The sequence below is a fragment of the Streptomyces spororaveus genome (assembly GCF_016755875.1).
In the GTDB taxonomy this organism is placed as follows: domain Bacteria; phylum Actinomycetota; class Actinomycetes; order Streptomycetales; family Streptomycetaceae; genus Streptomyces; species Streptomyces spororaveus.
In genome coordinates this window covers 6826884-6842585 of the sequence record NZ_BNED01000005.1, presented here as the reverse complement: position 1 = coordinate 6842585, position 15702 = coordinate 6826884, and the positions used below count along the sequence as shown (strand labels likewise).

Genomic DNA, 15702 nt, shown 5'->3' with positions numbered 1-15702 from the left:
TGCATTCCCCTCTGGTTGGGGCGCCCCCCGTTGAGCGCTACTTCTTGGCGACCGGACGCAGCCGGACCTTGACCTTCACCCGGCTCTGCACGTCGGGCAGCCGTACGGTGAGGGCATCGGCGTCGAAGTCGGTGTACGGCTTCTCGTCGATCTCCACGGACGCGATCCGCACCGAACCGGCGGGAAGCAGGTCGGGCGAGACGCGCAGGATGCGGTCGGGCAGGTTCGTCGGGTCGGGCTGGAAGTGGAAGTCCATCTCCCGGCCGTTGATGAGCAGGTTGTTGTAGACGGCGGAGAGGTAGCAGAGCTCCGCCGAGTGGTACATGGACATCGAGTGGCTGCCCTTGAGCCGCTCGGTGCCGAGCAGGTACGGCGTACCGCTGGCGAGCACGTTGAAGTAGACGGCTCCCTCGTCGTGGTCGAGGAAGAAGGTGTTGTAGAAGGCCTGGGCCTGGCGGGCCTCGCGCAGGTTCGCGTCGCCGCCGACCGTGCCGTTCAGGATGAGGTAGGCGAGGATCGCCTGCTCCTGCTGCCACCAGGCCTTGCGGTCGTGCCACGCGAACCGGTACGCCTCCTGGTCGCCGCCCTTGATCCGCTCGACGACGTCGTACCAGCCGCCGCGCTGCACGTCGCTGCCGACCGCCGGCATGATCTCGCCGATCTTCTTGGCGAGCTGCTCGTACTCCGGCTTGGCCTTCAGCGAGTTCATCCGCATCAGGTTCCAGGCGATCTTCAGGTTGTGGCCGACCACCGCGCGGTTCTGCTGCCAGCTGTGCGCGGTGTCGTGCGACCAGTCGCGGAAGAAGCGCTCCTGGACGAAGGGGCTGTTCTTGTAGTCCGGGAACTTGTCCGCGATGGTGTCGAAGGTGTACTCGAGGAAGTCGGCGTACTTCTGGACGCCGGTCGCCAGGTACAGGTTGATGAGGTAGGCGGGCGCGTGGTCGCCGACCGAGTTCCAGTTCTTGCGCTCGGCGTTCTCGCCGAGGGACTCGTGGTCCGCGCTGAAGAGGATCGGGTCGATGTGCGAGTAGTAGCCGCCCTGCTCCGGGTCGAAGAAGAACTTGTCGAACAGCCGGATGGTGGCGTCCGCGTCGTTCTTGATCCGGACGTCACCGGTGACCCGGTACGTCTGGATGGGGCCGGCCAGCGCGTAGATCTGCTCGTACATCGGGATCGCGTCGTAGTCGTCGGAGAACTCCGAGGTGAAGAGCTTGCGCTCGCTGTCCCCGTCGACGCTGATGCCGTGGTACCAGAAGACCACGTCCTCCTCGCTGTCCACGACCCGCATGTGCTTGCGCAGGTACTCGGTGCCGCGCTCGGCGACCTCCAGGTACTCGTCCTTGCCGGTCAGCAGGTAGGCCGAGGCCATGCCGTAGACCAGGCGGGAGATCGTGTCGGTCTCCTGGACGTGGCTGGCGGTCTTGTCACCGCCGAGCCGGATCTCGGTGCGGTACTCGGTGAAGTCCACCGGCCCGTCGCCGAACTGCGCCCGCTTGTAGAAGTCGGCCAGCGATTCGATCTGCTTGATCCACCAGCTGGGCTCCTCGAAGCGGTAGTCCTCGGACCCGCGGCCGAGGAAGACCAGGCGCTTGGCGTCGAAGCTCCCGCCGCTCTCCGGGTAGTGGACCCCGTAGACGAAGAGGAACCGGCCGGGCGAGAGCATCTCGTCGATGTGCCCGGAGGCGTCGATGTAGGGCTCGTCGAGGTTGCGGACGAGCTCGGCGCTGGGGTCACCGGCGAGTGAGACGTCGAACTCGCGCCCGTCGGAGGTCTTCAGCCTCAGCAGCCGGGTCCCGGAGTCGAAGCGGGTGACGTATCCCGCGATCGTGTCGGAGAAGGAGAAGGTCACGGCGTCAGCCATGGGTCACGCACCGTCCTTGTCGTGAGAGCCGTCGTCCTCGTATCCCTGGCTGACCTCGACGACGACCCCGTCGGGATCGCGGACCCACACGGTCCGCCAGCCGCAGATGAAGTCGTCGAAGTCCATTGGTCCCAGGGTCACTTCCGCCGCGTCCCCCAGCTCGGCCAGGAACGCGTCCACGCTGTCGGTCTGGAAGGCCAGGTGGCGCATCCGGCCGGGGGCCTGCGGGCCGTCGCCGTTCGCCGGGCGGGCCGGTTCGGTGTCGCCGGCCGCGAAGAGCTCCAGGTACGCGTCCCCCTTGCGCAGGAACACGATCTGCGTCTCCCCGAGGTCGACCACCCGGGCCCGGGTGAAGCCGAAGTACCGGGTGTAGAACTCCTCGGTGGTCTTCTGGTCCCCGCAGTTCAGGCCCACGTGGGACCATCGCAGCCCGGCGGCCATCAGCCGGCTCCCCGGCCCCGGCCGGCCGCGATCAGTTCGATGATCCGGCGGGCGAACAGGTGGTGGTGGGCTCCGGTGCGGCCGGTGACCAGGTCCCCGTCGACCACCACGTCCTCGTCGACGTACTCGCCGCCCATGTTCCGGACGTCACCGATGAGGTTGTTGTGGCAGACCACCTTGCGGCCGCGGATCTTGTCCGGGATCGAGGAGGCCAGCCACATGCCGTGGCAGATGATCCCCTTGAGGACCGTCGGCTCCTCGAAGGCCCGGCGCAGCAGCTCGGTCGCCGGGGCGAGGACGTCCACGTCCTCGGTGTAGCGCAGCCGGTCGGCCACCATGCCGGACGGCACGATGAGCGCCGCGTACCGGCGCAGCTCCGCGTCGCTCAGCCCCTCCAGGGACTGCGTGGCGGTGAAGGGCGCCCGGTACTCGTGTCCGGTGAAGGTGATGGAGTCGTTGCCCCACAGCCGGGTCAGGAAGTCGACCTCGGCGCCCTCCTCGGCGAAGCGGCGCTGGTAGTAGAAGATCTCCGGCTCGTAGTAGTCGCTCTCGACCAGGACCGCGATCCGGGTCCCGGACAGTGCGCCTTCGCGCAGGACCCCGTCAGACACGGGAGACCCCCTTCAGGAAGTCCGCCGCGCGCTCGGCGATCATCGCGATGGCGGTGTGGCAGTTGCCGGACGGGACCGCGGGCATCACGCTCGCGTCGACCACGCGCAGGTTCCGTACGCCGTGCACCCGCAGCTCGGGGTCGACGACGGAGAGGTCGTCGATGCCCATGCGGCAGGAGCCGGCCTGGTGGTGGTAGCTCTCCGCCTTCTGCCTCACGAAGGTCCGCAGCTCTTCGTCGCTCGCGTAGCCGGGGCCGGGCTGGAGCTCCTGCTTGTACCAGGGCGAGAAGGCGGAGGTCGCGAAGATCTCCCGGGCGATCTTGACGCCCTGCACCATCCGTTCCAGGTCCCACCGGTCGCCCAGGTAGTTCGGGTTGATCAGCGGGTGGGCCAGCGGGTCGGCGCTCGCCAGCTTGATCCAGCCGCGCGAGACGGGCCGTACGACGCCCGGCAGGATGGACACCGTGTCGGGGTGGTCCTGGCCGACGATCACGTCGAACGGCACGTGGACGAAGGCGATCTGCAGGTCGGGGGCGGGCAGCCCGGGCTGCGAGGACAGGAATAGAGCGCTCTCCGAGAGGTTCTGCGCCGCCGGCGGGAGCTCCTGGGTGACCTCGGCCATCAGCCCGGTCAGGACGTGGTTGTGGAAGTTCTCGCCGACCCCGGGCAGGGCCGCGGTGACCCCGATGCCGTGCTCGCGCAGCTGCTCGGGGTGGCCGATGCCGGAGAGCAGCAGCAGCTTCGGGGACTCGATCGCCCCGGCCGCCACGATCACCTCGCGGCGGGCCCGTACGGTGTGGAGCCCGGGCGTCGCGACGCCGCTGTGGCCGTCCCGGACGGTCCTGCCGGGGACGTCGGCGGGGGCCTTCAGCTGGACGTACTCGACGCCCGTGCAGGTGTCCCCGCCGAACAGCAGCCGGGTGCTCTGCGCGTTGGTGCGCAGGGTCAGGTTGGGGCGCCGCAGCGCCGGCTCCAGGTAGGCGGCGAGGACGCCCTGGCGGCGCCCGTCGGCCACGTCGATGTGGTGCCAGCCGGTGCCGAAGAGGCCGCGCCGGGGGCCGTCGGTGTTGAAGTCCTCGATCTCCTGGTGGCCCAGCTCGACGGCGGCGTCGATGAAGGCGCGGGAGACCGGGTTGGGGCCGTGGCGCCCGGCGTTGGTGATCCGCTGCCTGCCGCGGGTGCCCGTGGTGGCGGCGGTGGCGTCCTCCTGGCTCTCCAGCAGGGCGAAGTAGGGCAGTACGTCCTCGTGGGACCAGCCGGCGGCACCCTGGTAGGCCCAGTTGTCGAAGTCCGAGGCGTGGCCCCGGATGTGCATCATGATGTAGAGGTTGCTGCTCCCGCCGGGGGCCTTGCCGCGCGGCTCGTACGTACGCCGGCCGTCGAGTCCGGGCTGCGGGGTGCTGGTGTAGCCCCAGTCCACCGGCCCGCCGAGGAGCTTGTACCAGGAGGACGGGTCGTCCACCTCGGGCGGGATGCGGGCGCCGCCCGCCTCCAGGACGAGGACGGAGACCTCCGGGTCCTCGGAGAGCCGGTCCGCCAGGACGCTGCCGGCGGTGCCGGAGCCCACGACGATGTAGTCGTACTCTTCGACGCTCATGGGTCCCCCTCAGTCCTGGCCCAGCACCTGGAAGGGGACCGTGTCGTGGTAGTTCGCCATGTAGGCGATCTTTCCGTCGACGATCCGGAAGAAGTTCATGACCTCGGCCTCGATGGCCTCGCCGGAGGCGCTGACCGCGGTCAGGTGCGAGACGGCCGCGGCCTTCTCGCCGTCGACGATGAAATGAACGGGCTCGTTCCGGAAGACCCGGTACATCGTGCCCATGCCCTTCATCATCGAGCGCAGGAGTTCCAGGCCCTCGATGTGGCCGGCGAGCTGCTCGTCCATCACCTGGTCGTCGGCGAACAGGTCGCACCAGCGGTCCCAGTCCCCGGCATTGGCGTACTCGTAGTACTTCCGAAGGATCTCGGTGTGGGTCTCGTGCGTGTCCATCGCGCTCATCCCCCTATCGGTCCCTGCGGGTTCCGTCCGGCGCGAACGGCGCCCAGAACTGGCTGAAGGCGGTCGCCGAGTCCCCGAAGAGACCGTCCCGGCCCTCGACGATCCGGCCGCCCCGCCACCGCATGAAGTGGAAGACCGGATAGTCCATCCGCTCGTACGGGGAGGTGCTCGTCTCGTCCGCGCCGTCCCGCAGGGCCACGTTGCGGCACACGTCGGCACTGCAGTCCTCGCCGACGAGGACCGCCTGGATGTCCATCCGGAAGGTGCCGCCCGTGAGCTTGTGGGTCTGCCCCATCAGCTCCAGGAAGGCGTCCAGGCTCTCGTACCAGCCGGCCAGCGGATGGCTGCCCGGCACCAGCCAGCGCAGGTCCTCGGAGTAGTACTCCAGGATGCGCGCCCGGTCGCCGGAGCCGAGGGCGGCGTAGGCCGCCTCGACCCGCTCCCGTGTCACTTCGGTCATCGTCGCTTCTCCTTCGCCGGCGCTCAGAGCGAGCCGGAACCGGGCATCGGCGCCAGGTCGTTGACGGTGTACTGCTTGATCAGCGGTCCGTCCGGACCGGCCACGACCGTCCAGGTCTGGTCGGCGTCGAAGCCGAGCCACTGGCTGCGGGCGGCCGGCGGGTCCCAGATCTTGGCCTGCCAGTTGACGAGGACCCGGACGACGGCCCGGTCGCCCTCGATGACGGGCTCCACCTTCGTGACGGTGTGCACCTCGTCGAAGAAGCGGTGGGTGACGGCCGCGTACCAGCGGCCGAACCCCTCGTGTCCGAGGAAGGTGTCCTCGGGGACCTTGAACTCCAGGTCCTCGGTGATCAGGGCGAGCACGTCGTCCAGACCCACGTGCTGGTCCAGCGCCACGTACCAGTTCTCGGCGAAACTGCGGATCGCGTCCTCGGTCAGCTGCCGCTCGGCGGGCATGCGGTCTCCTCCTGTCCGTACGGGGCCTTGCGTTCGGATGGCTGTCAGATCTGGATGTCGACGAGGAACGGTCCGGGGTGGGACAGCATCCGGCCCACGGCGGCGACCGCCTCGTCCGGCTTCTCCACGCGCATCCCGCCGGCACCGAGCGACCGGGCCAGCCCGGCGAAGTCGATCTCGGGGTGGGAGAGGTCGAAGGAGCCCGGGAAGCCGTGCTCCGGGATGTCCCGCTCCCGCCAGTACTGGGCGATGTTGTCGTCCAGCAGCCGGTACTTGCGGTTGTTGCACACCACGAACTTGGCGTCGATGCCGTGGCGGGCCGCCGTCCACAGCGCCTGGTACGTGTACATGGACCCGCCGTCGCCCGCGAAGCCCACCACCAGCCGCTCCGGCCGGGCCAGCTTGGCCCCGACCGCGCCCGGGAAGCCCACGCCGAGCGAGCCTCCCCGCGTGAGGTGGTAGTCGCCGGGCCGTTCCGCCGGCAGGTACCGGGTGACCAGCGGCGAGGTGGTCAGCGCCTCGTCGAAGACGATCAGGTCCCCGCCGGTGCGCTCGGCCAGGGTCTTCAGGAAGACGGCCATCGGCGTGCCGTCCTCCACCGCCGTACGGGCCTCCCGGGCGCGCTCCCGGGTCCGTACGTCGAGACGCGCGGCGGCGGCGGCCCGCCGGTGCGGGCCGAGGCGCCGCTCCAGTACGCCGGCCAGCGCGCGCAGCGCCTGCCTGGGGTCCGCGGCCAGGCCCAGGTCCACCGGGTGGTTCTTGGCGATCTCGTAGGCGTTGAGGTCGATGTGGACGACCTTGGCGCCCGCCCGGAACGGGCTGTCCAGCTCGGGGAACACCTCCGGGAAGACATAGGTGCCGACGATCAGCACCCCGTCCGCGTCCCCGACGATCTCCTTGCTGTGCGGGCCGAACATGTGCCCGGTCTGGCCGCGGCGCAGCGGGTGCGAGGCCGCGATGTTCACCTCGGACGAGTCGACCTCGTACACGTCGGCGCCCAGCAGCTCGGCGACGGCGACCAGCTCGTGCTGCGCCCCGGAGAGCGCGACCCCGTCCCCGACCAGGACGATCGGCCGCTCGGCGGAGGCGAGCAGCTCGGCCGCCCGCCCCACCGAGGCCGGTGAGGGCGACACGTCGGTCAACACCTCCGTGGAGGGCAGGACGGGCTCGGAGTTGAGCTCGTCCAGCACGTCCATGGGCAGCGCCACGAACACGGGCCCCCGGGGCGGGGTGAGCGCGATCTTCACGGCCCGCCGGACGGTACGGAGCAGGGACCGCGGGTCGGTGACCCGGGTCGCGTACTTGGTCACCGGCCTGGCCATCGCCACCAGATCGCACGCCATCTGCGCGTCCATGGCGTCGTAGCGCACCCCGGCGTCACCGGCGACCACGACGAGCGGGGTGTGGCCGCGCAGCGACTGGTAGAGCATGCCGATGCCGTTGCCCAGGCCGACTCCGGAGTGCAGCTGGAGCAGGGCCGCGCCGCCGGTCGCCCGGGCGTACCCGTCGGCGATGCCGGCGGCCACGGTCTCCTGGAGGGCGAGGACGTAGTGGAAGTCCGCCGCCGCGTCCACCGCGTCGAGGAATCCCTGTTCCACCGTCCCCGGATTTCCGAACATCACATGCAGACCGTCGGCCTTGAACTGCTCGATCAGCCTTTCCCGTCCGGGAGTGGCTTCCATGAATTCCCCCTCGACTCTCCGATTTCCCTGCACCCTCCGGGATCACCAGCCGTATCGGGTGAGACCGTCCTCCAGGACTTCCACGATCTTCTGCCCCGTGAGATAGGAGTCGGGGGTGGAACGTCCGGTGACGAAGGGGAAATCGACGATGACCGACACCGGCTTGCCGAAATTCCCGTGGTACGCGCCGCGCGGGCCCGTCGCGTCGCGCAGGATGTACTCCAGCGGATACGGCGGCGGCCCCATGTTGAAGTCGGTACCGAGGAATCCGGTGCCGTCCTTGTAGTCGTACTCCTTGCAGTGGCCGGTCACGTGCTTGCCCCGGATGATGCTCCTGCGGTCGCCCCAGTCCCGGGCGAAGGCCAGGCAGGCGACGCCGTAGCACTCGGCGGCGACGACCTTGCCGGCCTTCTCGAAGGCCAGGATCAGGGCGTGCACGCGCTCGTTGTTGGCGAGGTCGACGATCGGGCCGCTGCCGCCGACGATGAGGACCGCGTCGTACCCGGCGATGTCGGCGTCGAGTTTGTCGAGATCGCGGTGGTACTGCTCCAGCTTGTGCAGGTAGCCCTCGTCGCTCGTGTACGGACGCTCGGGGACCCACGCCTCGATGTCGAGCGGCGAGTCCAGCCGGCTCGACTGCTCGAACTCCCGCCCCAGCCGGGCGTTCTCCTCGGTGGTGACCGAGCGCCCCAGCGGGGGATCGATGTAGTTCGCGTCGAGGCTCGGCGGAAGAGCGTGTGCACGCTTTCCGGTCGGCGTGGCGAATATGACCTCGTAGCCCCGCTCGTCGAACTTCGACACGGGGCCTATCAGTTCCTCGGCCCAGTAACCGTGTTCGGAGACAATGACCAGAATCTTTCTGCTCACGTATTCCTCCAGGCGCCGCCTGTTGTCGTTGGCGTCCCCCACACTGGCCGCGCCCAGGGGCTTCGTCAAAGCGCTGGTATGCGACTTCGTGAGGTAGCGGGACAGGTCGTGGCGGCACCTCAGGAAGTCGTCGGCGACATCAGGAAGTAGCTTCAGGACTACCTGACTTCGGCCGAATCGATGAACCGTTCCGGTGGCTCCGCCCTATGGTCTGGACGCGCCGTGAATCACGGGCGTACGAGCCGCGTCGAACGGGCGACAGCGCGGGCGACAGCACGGGCAAGAGCACGAGGAGAGGGACGGGGACGATGACGATGGACCTGTTGTGCACACACATCGATCAGATACGTCCGGTGAAACCCACGGCCGTGGGCTGCGAGGAGTGCCTCATCGCCGGCGACACCTGGGTGCACCTGCGGATGTGCCTCAGTTGCGGGCACGTCGGATGCTGCGACTCGTCGAGGAACCGTCACGCCACCCGGCACTACCGGACCACCGAGCACGCGATCGCGGCCTCCCACGAGCCCGGCGAGGACTGGGCCTGGTGCTACGCCGACCAGCTGATGCTGGACCCGGCATGAGCGCGGCCCGGGAGAGTTCCGCCGCGACCACCGCCACCTCGACGGCCTCCGCCACCTCGACGGCCGCGGCCGCCGAACGCGCGGAGCACAGGAAGCCCGTCATCCTCGCCGTCGACGACGACCCTCAGGTGCTGCGCGCCGTCCGCCGCGACCTGCGCAGCGCCTACGGCGACCGGTACCGGGTGCTCGGCGCCTCCTCGGCCGCCGACGCCCTGAAGATCCTGGACTCGCTCGACGAACGCGGCCACGACCCGGCGCTGTTCCTCGTGGACCAGCGCATGCCGGACGTGACCGGCGTCGAGTTCCTGCTGGAGGCGGTCAGCCGCTTCCCGGACGCCCGCCGCGTCCTGCTGACGGCCTACGCGGAGACCGACGCCGCGATCACCGCCATCAACCGGGTCCGGCTGGACTACTACCTGCTCAAGCCCTGGGACCCGCCGCACGAGCGGCTCTTCCCTGTCCTCGACGACCTGCTGTCGGACTGGCTGGCCACCTACCGTCCGGCGTACGACGGGATCATCGTCGCCGGCCACCTGGTCTCCCCCGGCACCCACGCCGTCCGGGACTTCTTCACCCGCAACGGCCAGCCGTTCCGCTTCCTCAACGTCGAGCGGGACCCCGAGGCGCTGACCCTGATCGCCGCCCAGCCCGACGCGGCGCTCCCCCTCGTCCGCTTCCCGGACGGTTCGGTGCTCTCGTCCCCGACCGACACCCAGCTCGCCCAGCGCCTGGGCCTGGCCACCACCGCCTCCCGGCCGCACTACGAGTGCGTCATCGTCGGTGCGGGCCCGGCGGGTCTGGCGGCCGGCGTCTACTCGGCCTCGGAGGGCCTCTCCACCCTCATGCTGGACTCCCGCGCCCCGGGCGGCCAGGCGGGCACCTCCAGCCTGATCGAGAACTACCTCGGCTTCCCCTCGGGCCTCTCGGGCGGCGACCTGACCCGCCGGGCCACCATCCAGGCCTCCCGGTTCGGCGCCGAGATCCTGCACCCGGTGGAGGTCGTCTCGCTGACCCGGGACGACCCGGCCAAGATCCTGACCCTGGCGGACGGCACGGAGATCTCCGCCGAGACCGTCCTGCTGGCCACCGGGGTCTCGTACAACCGCCTCGACGCCCCCGGGGCGGACCGCTTCGAGGGGGCCGGCCTCTACTACGGCGCGGCCACCACGGAGAGCTCGGCCTGCATCTCGCAGCACGTGTTCATCGTCGGCGGGGCCAATTCCGCGGGCCAGGCGGCGGTGCACTTCGCCAAGTACGCCGCCCGCGTGACGATCCTGGTCCGCGCGGCCTCGCTGGACGCGAGCATGTCCCGGTACCTGATCGACGAGATCGACCGCACCCCGAACATCGAGGTGAAGGTCCGCACGACGGTGGTCCGGCTGGACGGCGAGGAACACCTCGAACGCCTCACCCTCCACGACGCGGACACGGGCGGGGACACCGAGATCCCGGCCCGCTTCATGTTCACCTTCATCGGCGCCCGCCCGCACACCGACTGGCTCGCGGGCGTCGTCGAACGGGACGAGTACGGCTTCGTCCTCACCGGCTCGGACCTGATCTCGAACGGCGGCGAACTCCCGGCCGAGTGGAGCCTGGAGCGCGCCCCCTACCCCCTGGAGACGAGCGTCCCCGGCGTCTTCGCGGCGGGCGACGTCCGCGCCCACTCGGTGAAACGGGTCGCCTCGGGCGTGGGCGAGGGGGCGATGGCCGTCTCCCTGATCCACCGCTACCGCTCGATGGGCTGAGAGCGAACAGCGCGAGCCTTGCGATCAAGGCCACAACGGATGCAACGTTGATTACATGATTACAGCCGAACAGAGCGAACAGCTCCGCGCGTGGTTCGCCGAGCGCCTGCCGGTCGATGTCTACGAGTCCCTGGACTCGGTCACCCTCGACCGCGAGGAGATCACGGTCGTCGGCGTCGTACCGGCGGCCGAAACGGTCAAGGAGTTCCGCGAACGCACCCGCGAACAGCGCATCGAGGTGGCCCGCGAGGCCGAGGAGCTCTACCGCCGGAAGGTCGCCTGGGGCGTGCGGGTGGGTGAGGAGACGACCCTCTTCACCCACCTCGCCGTCCCGGTGATGACCCGCCTGCGCCAGTCCGAACGCCAGGTCCTCGACACCCTGGTGGCCGGCGGCGTGGCCCGCAGCCGGGCCGACGCCCTCGCCTGGTGCGTGCGGCTCGTCGGCCGCAACACGGACGAGTGGCTGACCGAGCTGCGCGACTCCCTGGACGAGGTCCAGCGGGTCCGCAACCAGGGCCCCGACGTCTCCGAACCGACCGACTCCATGAAGTCGGAGTCCGAATGACGATTTCGCCCCACGGCGGCGCGTGATCGCGTAAGGCTGGCGACGACCTACACCCAGGGAGAGGCACGCACCCATGACCACCACCGTCGAATACATCCGCTACCGGATCGCATTGGACGACCAGTCGGCCTTCGAGGACGCGTACGCCCGGGCCGCCGAGTCCCTGGCCGCTTCGCCCCAGTGCATCGACTACGAACTGGCCCGCTGCGAGGAGGAGAAGGAGCGCTACATCCTCCGGATCCGCTGGACCTCGATCGAGGACCACCTGGGCGGCTTCCGCAAGGGCGAGCACTTCCCGGCGTTCTTCAACGCGATCCGTCCGTACGTGACGGCCATCGAGGAGATGCAGCACTACCTCGTGACGGGCGTCGTGGGCACGGGAAAGGCCGCCTGAGAACGATGAGCACCACACCCACCATCTACGAGTGGATGGGCGGAGCGGAGGCGATGAGCCGCCTCACGGACGCCTTCTACACCCACGCCCTGCAGGACGAGATCCTGGCCCCGGTCTTCGCCGGCATGGACTCGGAACACCCGCAGCACGTCGCGGTCTGGCTGTCGGAGGTCTTCGGCGGCCCCGCGGACTACACCGCCCACCACGGCGGCCACCAGCACATGGCCACCAAGCACCTGGGCCGGGCGATCACCGAGCGGCAGCGCCGCCGCTGGGTGGACCTGCTGATGGACACGGCCGACGAGGTCGGCCTCCCGACGGACCCGGAATTCCGCGGAGTGTTCGCCTACTACATCGAGTGGGGCACCCGCATGGCCCTGATCTACTCGGGCCCCAACCCGCCCCCGGTCGACGCGGCCAAGATCCCGGTCTGGTCCTGGGGCCAGACCCCACCCTGGATCCCGACCCCTCCCAAGCCCTGACCCAAGCGGGGGCGAGCCCCCGGCCCGCCCCCGCCGCCACAACCAGCCCCGCCGCACACGACCAGCCCCGCCGGCGCTTGAGGCGCGGGGCCGGGGGCGGAGCCCCGATTCTTCAGCCCCGCCGCACACGACCAGCCCCGCCGGCGTTTGAGGCGCGGGGTCCGGGGCGGAGCCCCGATACTTCAGCCCCGCCGGCGTTTGAGGCGCGGGGTCCGGGGCGGAGCCCCGGCAACCGGCCCGGGCCCGGTGTCGGTGTCGGCCAGCACCACCACCAGCTCCGGCCCCGGCTCCGGCCCCGGCTCCCGCCAGAAGCCCACCGCTTCCTCCAGCACCTCGACGAACGTCTCCCACTCCCCCGGCCGCGCCCCGGCGTACCCACGCCACTGGCTGACGGCCAACAGCCACCCCCCGGCACCGGGACCCGCACCGGCACCCGCACCCGCACCCGCACCCGGCACCCACGACAGGTCCCGCAGCGCATCGGCCAGCGCGTCCCAGTTCCCGCCGACCCACTCCGGCAGCCGCAAGGCATCCCCGCACCGCCGCATCAGCTCGGCCTTGCCCCGTACACCGCTCAGGTCCAGCCGTACGACCGTACGGCCCGCGGCTGCGGCGGCCTCCAGTGCCGGGGCGAGCGGCTGCGGGTCCAGGCTCATCGGAGAACCGCCTTGAAGGTGTCGTAGTGGTCGTCCGTGTAGAAGAACTCCCCACCCTCACCCGTCACGATCCGCCGGGCTCCGCGATCACGCTCTCCCGGCGTCCGCACGGTGTACTCGTGGTAGTAGCCACGCTTCTGCCTGGGCAGGACCTTCTCGAAGTTCCCGAAGACCGTGCCGTCCTGCCGGTAGGCGTACGGCCCGCCCTTGTCGATGAGCGCCAGCACGTCACGGGCCTGCTGCGGCAGCCCGTCGGCCCGTACGGTGCGCATCCCCTTCGCCCACTCCGGGACGGCGGAGACACTCGCGCTGGCGGCGGCGGAAGGCACGGGCTGCTGCCCGCCGCAACCCACCGCACCGACCAGCGCGGCACACAGGAACAGGGCCCCCAGCAAACGCAGCAACGATCGGGGCACGTTCCGAAAGATCATGCACCGATCGTGCCAAATATCCGATTCGCTAGCGAATCGCCTGCTGGCCTCAGAGGGCGGCCATCTTGGTGTAGGGACTCAGGATTCGCTTCTGGACCGAACCGAAGTCGACGAGAACAGCGATCCCCTCCTCGATTCCGACGACACGGCCGAGGCCGTGCTCGTCGTGAGTAACCCGGTCGCCGACGTTGAACTGCCGGATGGGCTGTTCCACGGGGGCCTTGAACGGGCTGGACGGCAAATGGCGGCGAGGTACTGCTGACTTTGTCATTGGAACCAGTATGCGCCCAGCGGGCCGCCGCGCGGCCCGCCGTTCGGATCTCAATTCCAGCACCATCCGCACCGGCGGCCACGACAACGGCCGCCGACGCCCGTCAGGCCCGGTCAGACCGCATCAGTCGTCCGGGTCGGCCCGGTCCAACGCCGGACGCAGCCCTGGGGCCGACTCAGTGAGGAGGTAGTCGGCGACCGCCGTGTCCGTGACGAGACTGGTCACCAGCCCCGACCTCAGTACGGCCCCGATCGCGGAGGCCTTGCGCAGCCCGCCCGCGATCGCCACGACCTCGGGGATCCGCCGCAGGCGGTCCGCCTCCACGGTGATGCACCGCTCACCGAGGTCCCGGCCGACACGACGCCCCTCGGAGTCGAACAGATGCGCGGACATCTCCGCCGCCACACCCAGCGAGGCGTAGTGCTCCCGCTCCTCGTCGGTCAGCATGTCGTGCACGGTCGAGATGCCCGGCTCCCACGAACCGATCGACACGGCCGCGACCGTCACCTTGTCGAAGTACTCGAAGGCCCGCGCGATCCCCGTCTGGCTGCGCAGCGCGGCCGCGGTCGCCGGATCGGGCAGCAGCATCGGCGCGTAGATCGGGTGCGCGTCACCGCCCGAGACCTGGGCGGCCCGGCGTACGGCCTCGACCGAACCGCGCTCAGCGGTCCCCGCGTCGTACACGCCGGTCAGCTGCACCACGGTGCACTGCGGCAGCCTGTGCAGCGAGGCGGCCATGTGAATGGTCGACCGCCCCCACGCCAGGCCCAGTACGTCGCCCTCGTTGACCAGCTCGCCCAGCAGATCGGCGGCGACCGCGCCCAGGTTCTCCGGGTCGGGCGCGTCCTCGGTGGCGTCGGCGGGCGACTCCACGACGACGGCGTGCCGGAGCCCGTACCGGGCCCGGAGCGCGTCCGACCGCTCGGCATCGAGCTCGGCCGGAACCCGGATCTCGATCCGTACGAGGTCACGTTCGAGGGCGGTCTCCAGGACCCTGGCCACCTTGAAGCGGCTCACGCCGAACTCCTCGGCGATCTGGATCTTGGACTTGCCCTCCAGGTAGAAGCGGCGCGCCATGGCCGCCGCCTGCACCAGCTCCGCGGGTCCCATCCGCAGGGCTGACCGTCCCGCCGACATTGCAGACACCGCGTTCTCCTCACTGCTGTTCACACTCTCGACTCGCCGTTCATCCTGTCAGATCCGACGGCCGTTGATCAGCCTGGACAGCTCCCGTTCACCGAGCTGTTCATCAACCCTTGGTTCAGTGGTCGCAAGCCCACGGCGCGGCCGCGATCGCCGTACCCGCCTGCTCACGCAGCGTACGCACGGCGGCGGCCGGGTCGACCGCCCCGTAGACCGCGCTGCCCGCCACGAAGACGTCCGCGCCGGCCTCGGCACACCGCTCGATGGTCGAGGCCGAGACCCCGCCGTCGACCTGGAGCCACAGCTCCAGACCGTGCTTGGCGATCAGCTCCCGGGTACGGCGGATCTTCGGGAGCATGATGTCGAGAAAGGGCTGGCCGCCGAAGCCCGGCTCGACCGTCATGATCAGCAGCATGTCGAGCTCGGGGAGGATGTCCTCGTACTGTTCGATCGGCGTCGCGGGCTTGAGCGCCATCGAGGCGCGCGCCCCCTTGGCCCGGATCTCCCGCGCGAGCCGCACGGGCGCGGCGGCGGCCTCGGCGTGGAAGGTGACCGAACCCGCGCCGGCCTCCACGTACTGGGGAGCCCAGCGGTCCGGGTTCTCGATCATCAGGTGGAGGTCCAGCGGGATGTCCGTGGCCCTGCTCAGGGATTCCACGATCGGCATACCGAGGGTCAGGTTCGGGACGAAGTGGTTGTCCATGACGTCGACATGCAGCCAGTCGGCCCCCTCGACGGCCTTCGCCTCCTCGGCGAGTCGGGCGAAGTCGGCGGACAGGATGCTGGGATAAATCTGAGCGGCCATGCCCCAAGCCTGCCATGCCCCCACCGGGTTCCGGCCACGACCCCGCAAGTCTCCCCACCCGGGGCAGGACGGAACGACCGGGCCCGGTACAGCCGGGACCCGGTGGTACGAAAGCGCCCCGGGGGAACAGGATCCGGCCGCACCCTGGCGCCGCGGGGCGGCGTGGAGGACGCGACGGAAGCCGGGGCCGGGCCGGGTGACGCGGCGGGGGCTCCCATGGCGGCAACCGGCCGACCGAAGCCGGGACGCA

19 protein-coding genes are annotated in these 15702 nt (G+C 70.1%); 5 read left to right on the top strand and 14 right to left on the bottom strand.

Annotated elements, in window-relative coordinates; translation table 11 throughout:
- Positions 1 to 37 precede the first annotated feature (37 nt).
- The 9 genes from Sspor_RS33500 to Sspor_RS33460 are packed head-to-tail and all read right to left on the bottom strand — an operon-like array spanning position 38 to position 8379.
- Positions 38 to 1861, bottom strand: coding sequence for an AGE family epimerase/isomerase (locus Sspor_RS33500; RefSeq protein WP_202202432.1), 1824 nt, complete (start codon positions 1859 to 1861; stop codon positions 38 to 40).
- 3 nt (positions 1862 to 1864) lie between these two features.
- A complete protein-coding gene (locus tag Sspor_RS33495) occupies positions 1865 to 2302 on the bottom strand; it encodes a VOC family protein (RefSeq protein ID WP_202202431.1) in 438 nt (145 codons plus the stop codon).
- On the bottom strand, positions 2302 to 2913 hold the full coding sequence (locus Sspor_RS33490; protein ID WP_202202430.1) for a DJ-1/PfpI family protein: 612 nt from the start codon (positions 2911 to 2913) through the stop codon (positions 2302 to 2304). The genes Sspor_RS33495 and Sspor_RS33490 overlap by 1 nt, the downstream gene beginning before the upstream one ends.
- Positions 2906 to 4510: a GMC family oxidoreductase gene (locus Sspor_RS33485; RefSeq protein ID WP_202202429.1), complete on the bottom strand. Its 1605-nt coding sequence runs from the start codon at positions 4508 to 4510 to the stop codon at positions 2906 to 2908. The genes Sspor_RS33490 and Sspor_RS33485 overlap by 8 nt, the downstream gene beginning before the upstream one ends.
- Before the next feature lie 9 nt (positions 4511 to 4519).
- Positions 4520 to 4903, bottom strand: a complete 384-nt coding sequence (locus tag Sspor_RS33480; RefSeq protein WP_237404135.1) for a nuclear transport factor 2 family protein — start codon at positions 4901 to 4903, stop codon at positions 4520 to 4522.
- Positions 4904 to 4916: 13 nt separating this feature from the next.
- Positions 4917 to 5372 carry a nuclear transport factor 2 family protein gene (locus Sspor_RS33475; protein WP_030008817.1) on the bottom strand — a complete coding sequence of 152 codons (456 nt, stop codon included), beginning with the start codon at positions 5370 to 5372 and terminating at the stop codon, positions 4917 to 4919.
- 23 nt (positions 5373 to 5395) lie between these two features.
- A complete protein-coding gene (locus tag Sspor_RS33470; RefSeq protein ID WP_030008816.1) occupies positions 5396 to 5830 on the bottom strand; it encodes a nuclear transport factor 2 family protein in 435 nt (144 codons plus the stop codon).
- A gap of 44 nt (positions 5831 to 5874) precedes the next feature.
- On the bottom strand, positions 5875 to 7512 hold the full coding sequence (locus tag Sspor_RS33465) for a thiamine pyrophosphate-binding protein (RefSeq protein ID WP_202202427.1): 1638 nt from the start codon (positions 7510 to 7512) through the stop codon (positions 5875 to 5877).
- 42 nt (positions 7513 to 7554) lie between these two features.
- Positions 7555 to 8379 carry a type 1 glutamine amidotransferase domain-containing protein gene (locus Sspor_RS33460; protein WP_202202426.1) on the bottom strand — a complete coding sequence of 275 codons (825 nt, stop codon included), beginning with the start codon at positions 8377 to 8379 and terminating at the stop codon, positions 7555 to 7557.
- 314 nt (positions 8380 to 8693) lie between these two features.
- On the opposite strand from Sspor_RS33460, the gene Sspor_RS33455 reads away from it, so the two are divergent.
- From Sspor_RS33455 to Sspor_RS41355, 5 genes are all read left to right on the top strand, one after another.
- Positions 8694 to 8960, top strand: coding sequence for a UBP-type zinc finger domain-containing protein (locus Sspor_RS33455; protein ID WP_033226151.1), 267 nt, complete (start codon positions 8694 to 8696; stop codon positions 8958 to 8960).
- Complete coding sequence (locus tag Sspor_RS33450) at positions 8957 to 10705, top strand: FAD-dependent oxidoreductase (protein ID WP_237404134.1); 1749 nt, start codon at positions 8957 to 8959, stop codon at positions 10703 to 10705. Before Sspor_RS33455 ends, Sspor_RS33450 begins: the two co-directional genes overlap by 4 nt.
- A 55-nt stretch (positions 10706 to 10760) precedes the next feature.
- A complete protein-coding gene (abmR, locus tag Sspor_RS33445) occupies positions 10761 to 11270 on the top strand; it encodes an ATP-binding transcription factor AbmR (protein ID WP_202202425.1) in 510 nt (169 codons plus the stop codon).
- A 73-nt stretch (positions 11271 to 11343) separates the two neighbouring features.
- On the top strand, positions 11344 to 11664 hold the full coding sequence (locus Sspor_RS41360; protein ID WP_308295806.1) for a putative quinol monooxygenase: 321 nt from the start codon (positions 11344 to 11346) through the stop codon (positions 11662 to 11664).
- Between the two features lie 5 nt (positions 11665 to 11669).
- A complete protein-coding gene (locus Sspor_RS41355; RefSeq protein ID WP_308295807.1) occupies positions 11670 to 12146 on the top strand; it encodes a group II truncated hemoglobin in 477 nt (158 codons plus the stop codon).
- A gap of 182 nt (positions 12147 to 12328) precedes the next feature.
- Here Sspor_RS41355 and Sspor_RS33435 read toward each other — a convergent pair whose 3' ends face one another.
- The 5 genes from Sspor_RS33435 to rpe all read right to left on the bottom strand — a co-directional run bounded on the left by Sspor_RS33435 (position 12329) and on the right by rpe (position 15452).
- Positions 12329 to 12802: a barstar family protein gene (locus tag Sspor_RS33435; RefSeq protein ID WP_202202424.1), complete on the bottom strand. Its 474-nt coding sequence runs from the start codon at positions 12800 to 12802 to the stop codon at positions 12329 to 12331.
- Entirely contained in the window at positions 12799 to 13233 is a 435-nt protein-coding gene (locus tag Sspor_RS33430; protein ID WP_202202423.1) for a guanyl-specific ribonuclease, read from the bottom strand. Before Sspor_RS33430 ends, Sspor_RS33435 begins: the two co-directional genes overlap by 4 nt.
- A 49-nt stretch (positions 13234 to 13282) precedes the next feature.
- Positions 13283 to 13504, bottom strand: a complete 222-nt coding sequence (locus tag Sspor_RS33425) for a CarD family transcriptional regulator (RefSeq protein ID WP_030012151.1) — start codon at positions 13502 to 13504, stop codon at positions 13283 to 13285.
- 123 nt (positions 13505 to 13627) lie between these two features.
- On the bottom strand, positions 13628 to 14641 hold the full coding sequence (locus tag Sspor_RS33420; RefSeq protein ID WP_030729529.1) for a sugar-binding transcriptional regulator: 1014 nt from the start codon (positions 14639 to 14641) through the stop codon (positions 13628 to 13630).
- Between the two features lie 124 nt (positions 14642 to 14765).
- Complete coding sequence (gene rpe / locus Sspor_RS33415) at positions 14766 to 15452, bottom strand: ribulose-phosphate 3-epimerase (protein WP_202202422.1); 687 nt, start codon at positions 15450 to 15452, stop codon at positions 14766 to 14768.
- Between the last annotated feature and the right edge of the window lie 250 nt (positions 15453 to 15702).

Excerpts from the sequence above, each read along its gene's own strand:
- Sspor_RS33500 (WP_202202432.1), bottom strand. The coding sequence starts at position 1,861 with ATGGCTGACGCCGTGACCTTCTCCTTCTCCGACACGATCGCGGGATAC.
- Sspor_RS33495 (WP_202202431.1), bottom strand. The coding sequence starts at position 2,302 with ATGGCCGCCGGGCTGCGATGGTCCCACGTGGGCCTGAACTGCGGGGAC.
- Sspor_RS33485 (WP_202202429.1), bottom strand. The coding sequence starts at position 4,510 with ATGAGCGTCGAAGAGTACGACTACATCGTCGTGGGCTCCGGCACCGCC.
- Sspor_RS33480 (WP_237404135.1), bottom strand. The coding sequence starts at position 4,903 with ATGGACACGCACGAGACCCACACCGAGATCCTTCGGAAGTACTACGAG.
- Sspor_RS33475 (WP_030008817.1), bottom strand. The coding sequence starts at position 5,372 with ATGACCGAAGTGACACGGGAGCGGGTCGAGGCGGCCTACGCCGCCCTC.
- Sspor_RS33470 (WP_030008816.1), bottom strand. The coding sequence starts at position 5,830 with ATGCCCGCCGAGCGGCAGCTGACCGAGGACGCGATCCGCAGTTTCGCC.
- Sspor_RS33465 (WP_202202427.1), bottom strand. The coding sequence starts at position 7,512 with ATGGAAGCCACTCCCGGACGGGAAAGGCTGATCGAGCAGTTCAAGGCC.
- Sspor_RS33455 (WP_033226151.1), top strand. The coding sequence starts at position 8,694 with ATGGACCTGTTGTGCACACACATCGATCAGATACGTCCGGTGAAACCC.
- Sspor_RS33450 (WP_237404134.1), top strand. The coding sequence starts at position 8,957 with ATGAGCGCGGCCCGGGAGAGTTCCGCCGCGACCACCGCCACCTCGACG.
- abmR (WP_202202425.1), top strand. The coding sequence starts at position 10,761 with ATGATTACAGCCGAACAGAGCGAACAGCTCCGCGCGTGGTTCGCCGAG.
- Sspor_RS41360 (WP_308295806.1), top strand. The coding sequence starts at position 11,344 with ATGACCACCACCGTCGAATACATCCGCTACCGGATCGCATTGGACGAC.
- Sspor_RS41355 (WP_308295807.1), top strand. The coding sequence starts at position 11,670 with ATGAGCACCACACCCACCATCTACGAGTGGATGGGCGGAGCGGAGGCG.
- Sspor_RS33435 (WP_202202424.1), bottom strand. The coding sequence starts at position 12,802 with ATGAGCCTGGACCCGCAGCCGCTCGCCCCGGCACTGGAGGCCGCCGCA.
- Sspor_RS33430 (WP_202202423.1), bottom strand. The coding sequence starts at position 13,233 with ATGATCTTTCGGAACGTGCCCCGATCGTTGCTGCGTTTGCTGGGGGCC.
- Sspor_RS33425 (WP_030012151.1), bottom strand. The coding sequence starts at position 13,504 with ATGACAAAGTCAGCAGTACCTCGCCGCCATTTGCCGTCCAGCCCGTTC.
- Sspor_RS33420 (WP_030729529.1), bottom strand. The coding sequence starts at position 14,641 with ATGTCGGCGGGACGGTCAGCCCTGCGGATGGGACCCGCGGAGCTGGTG.
- rpe (WP_202202422.1), bottom strand. The coding sequence starts at position 15,452 with ATGGCCGCTCAGATTTATCCCAGCATCCTGTCCGCCGACTTCGCCCGA.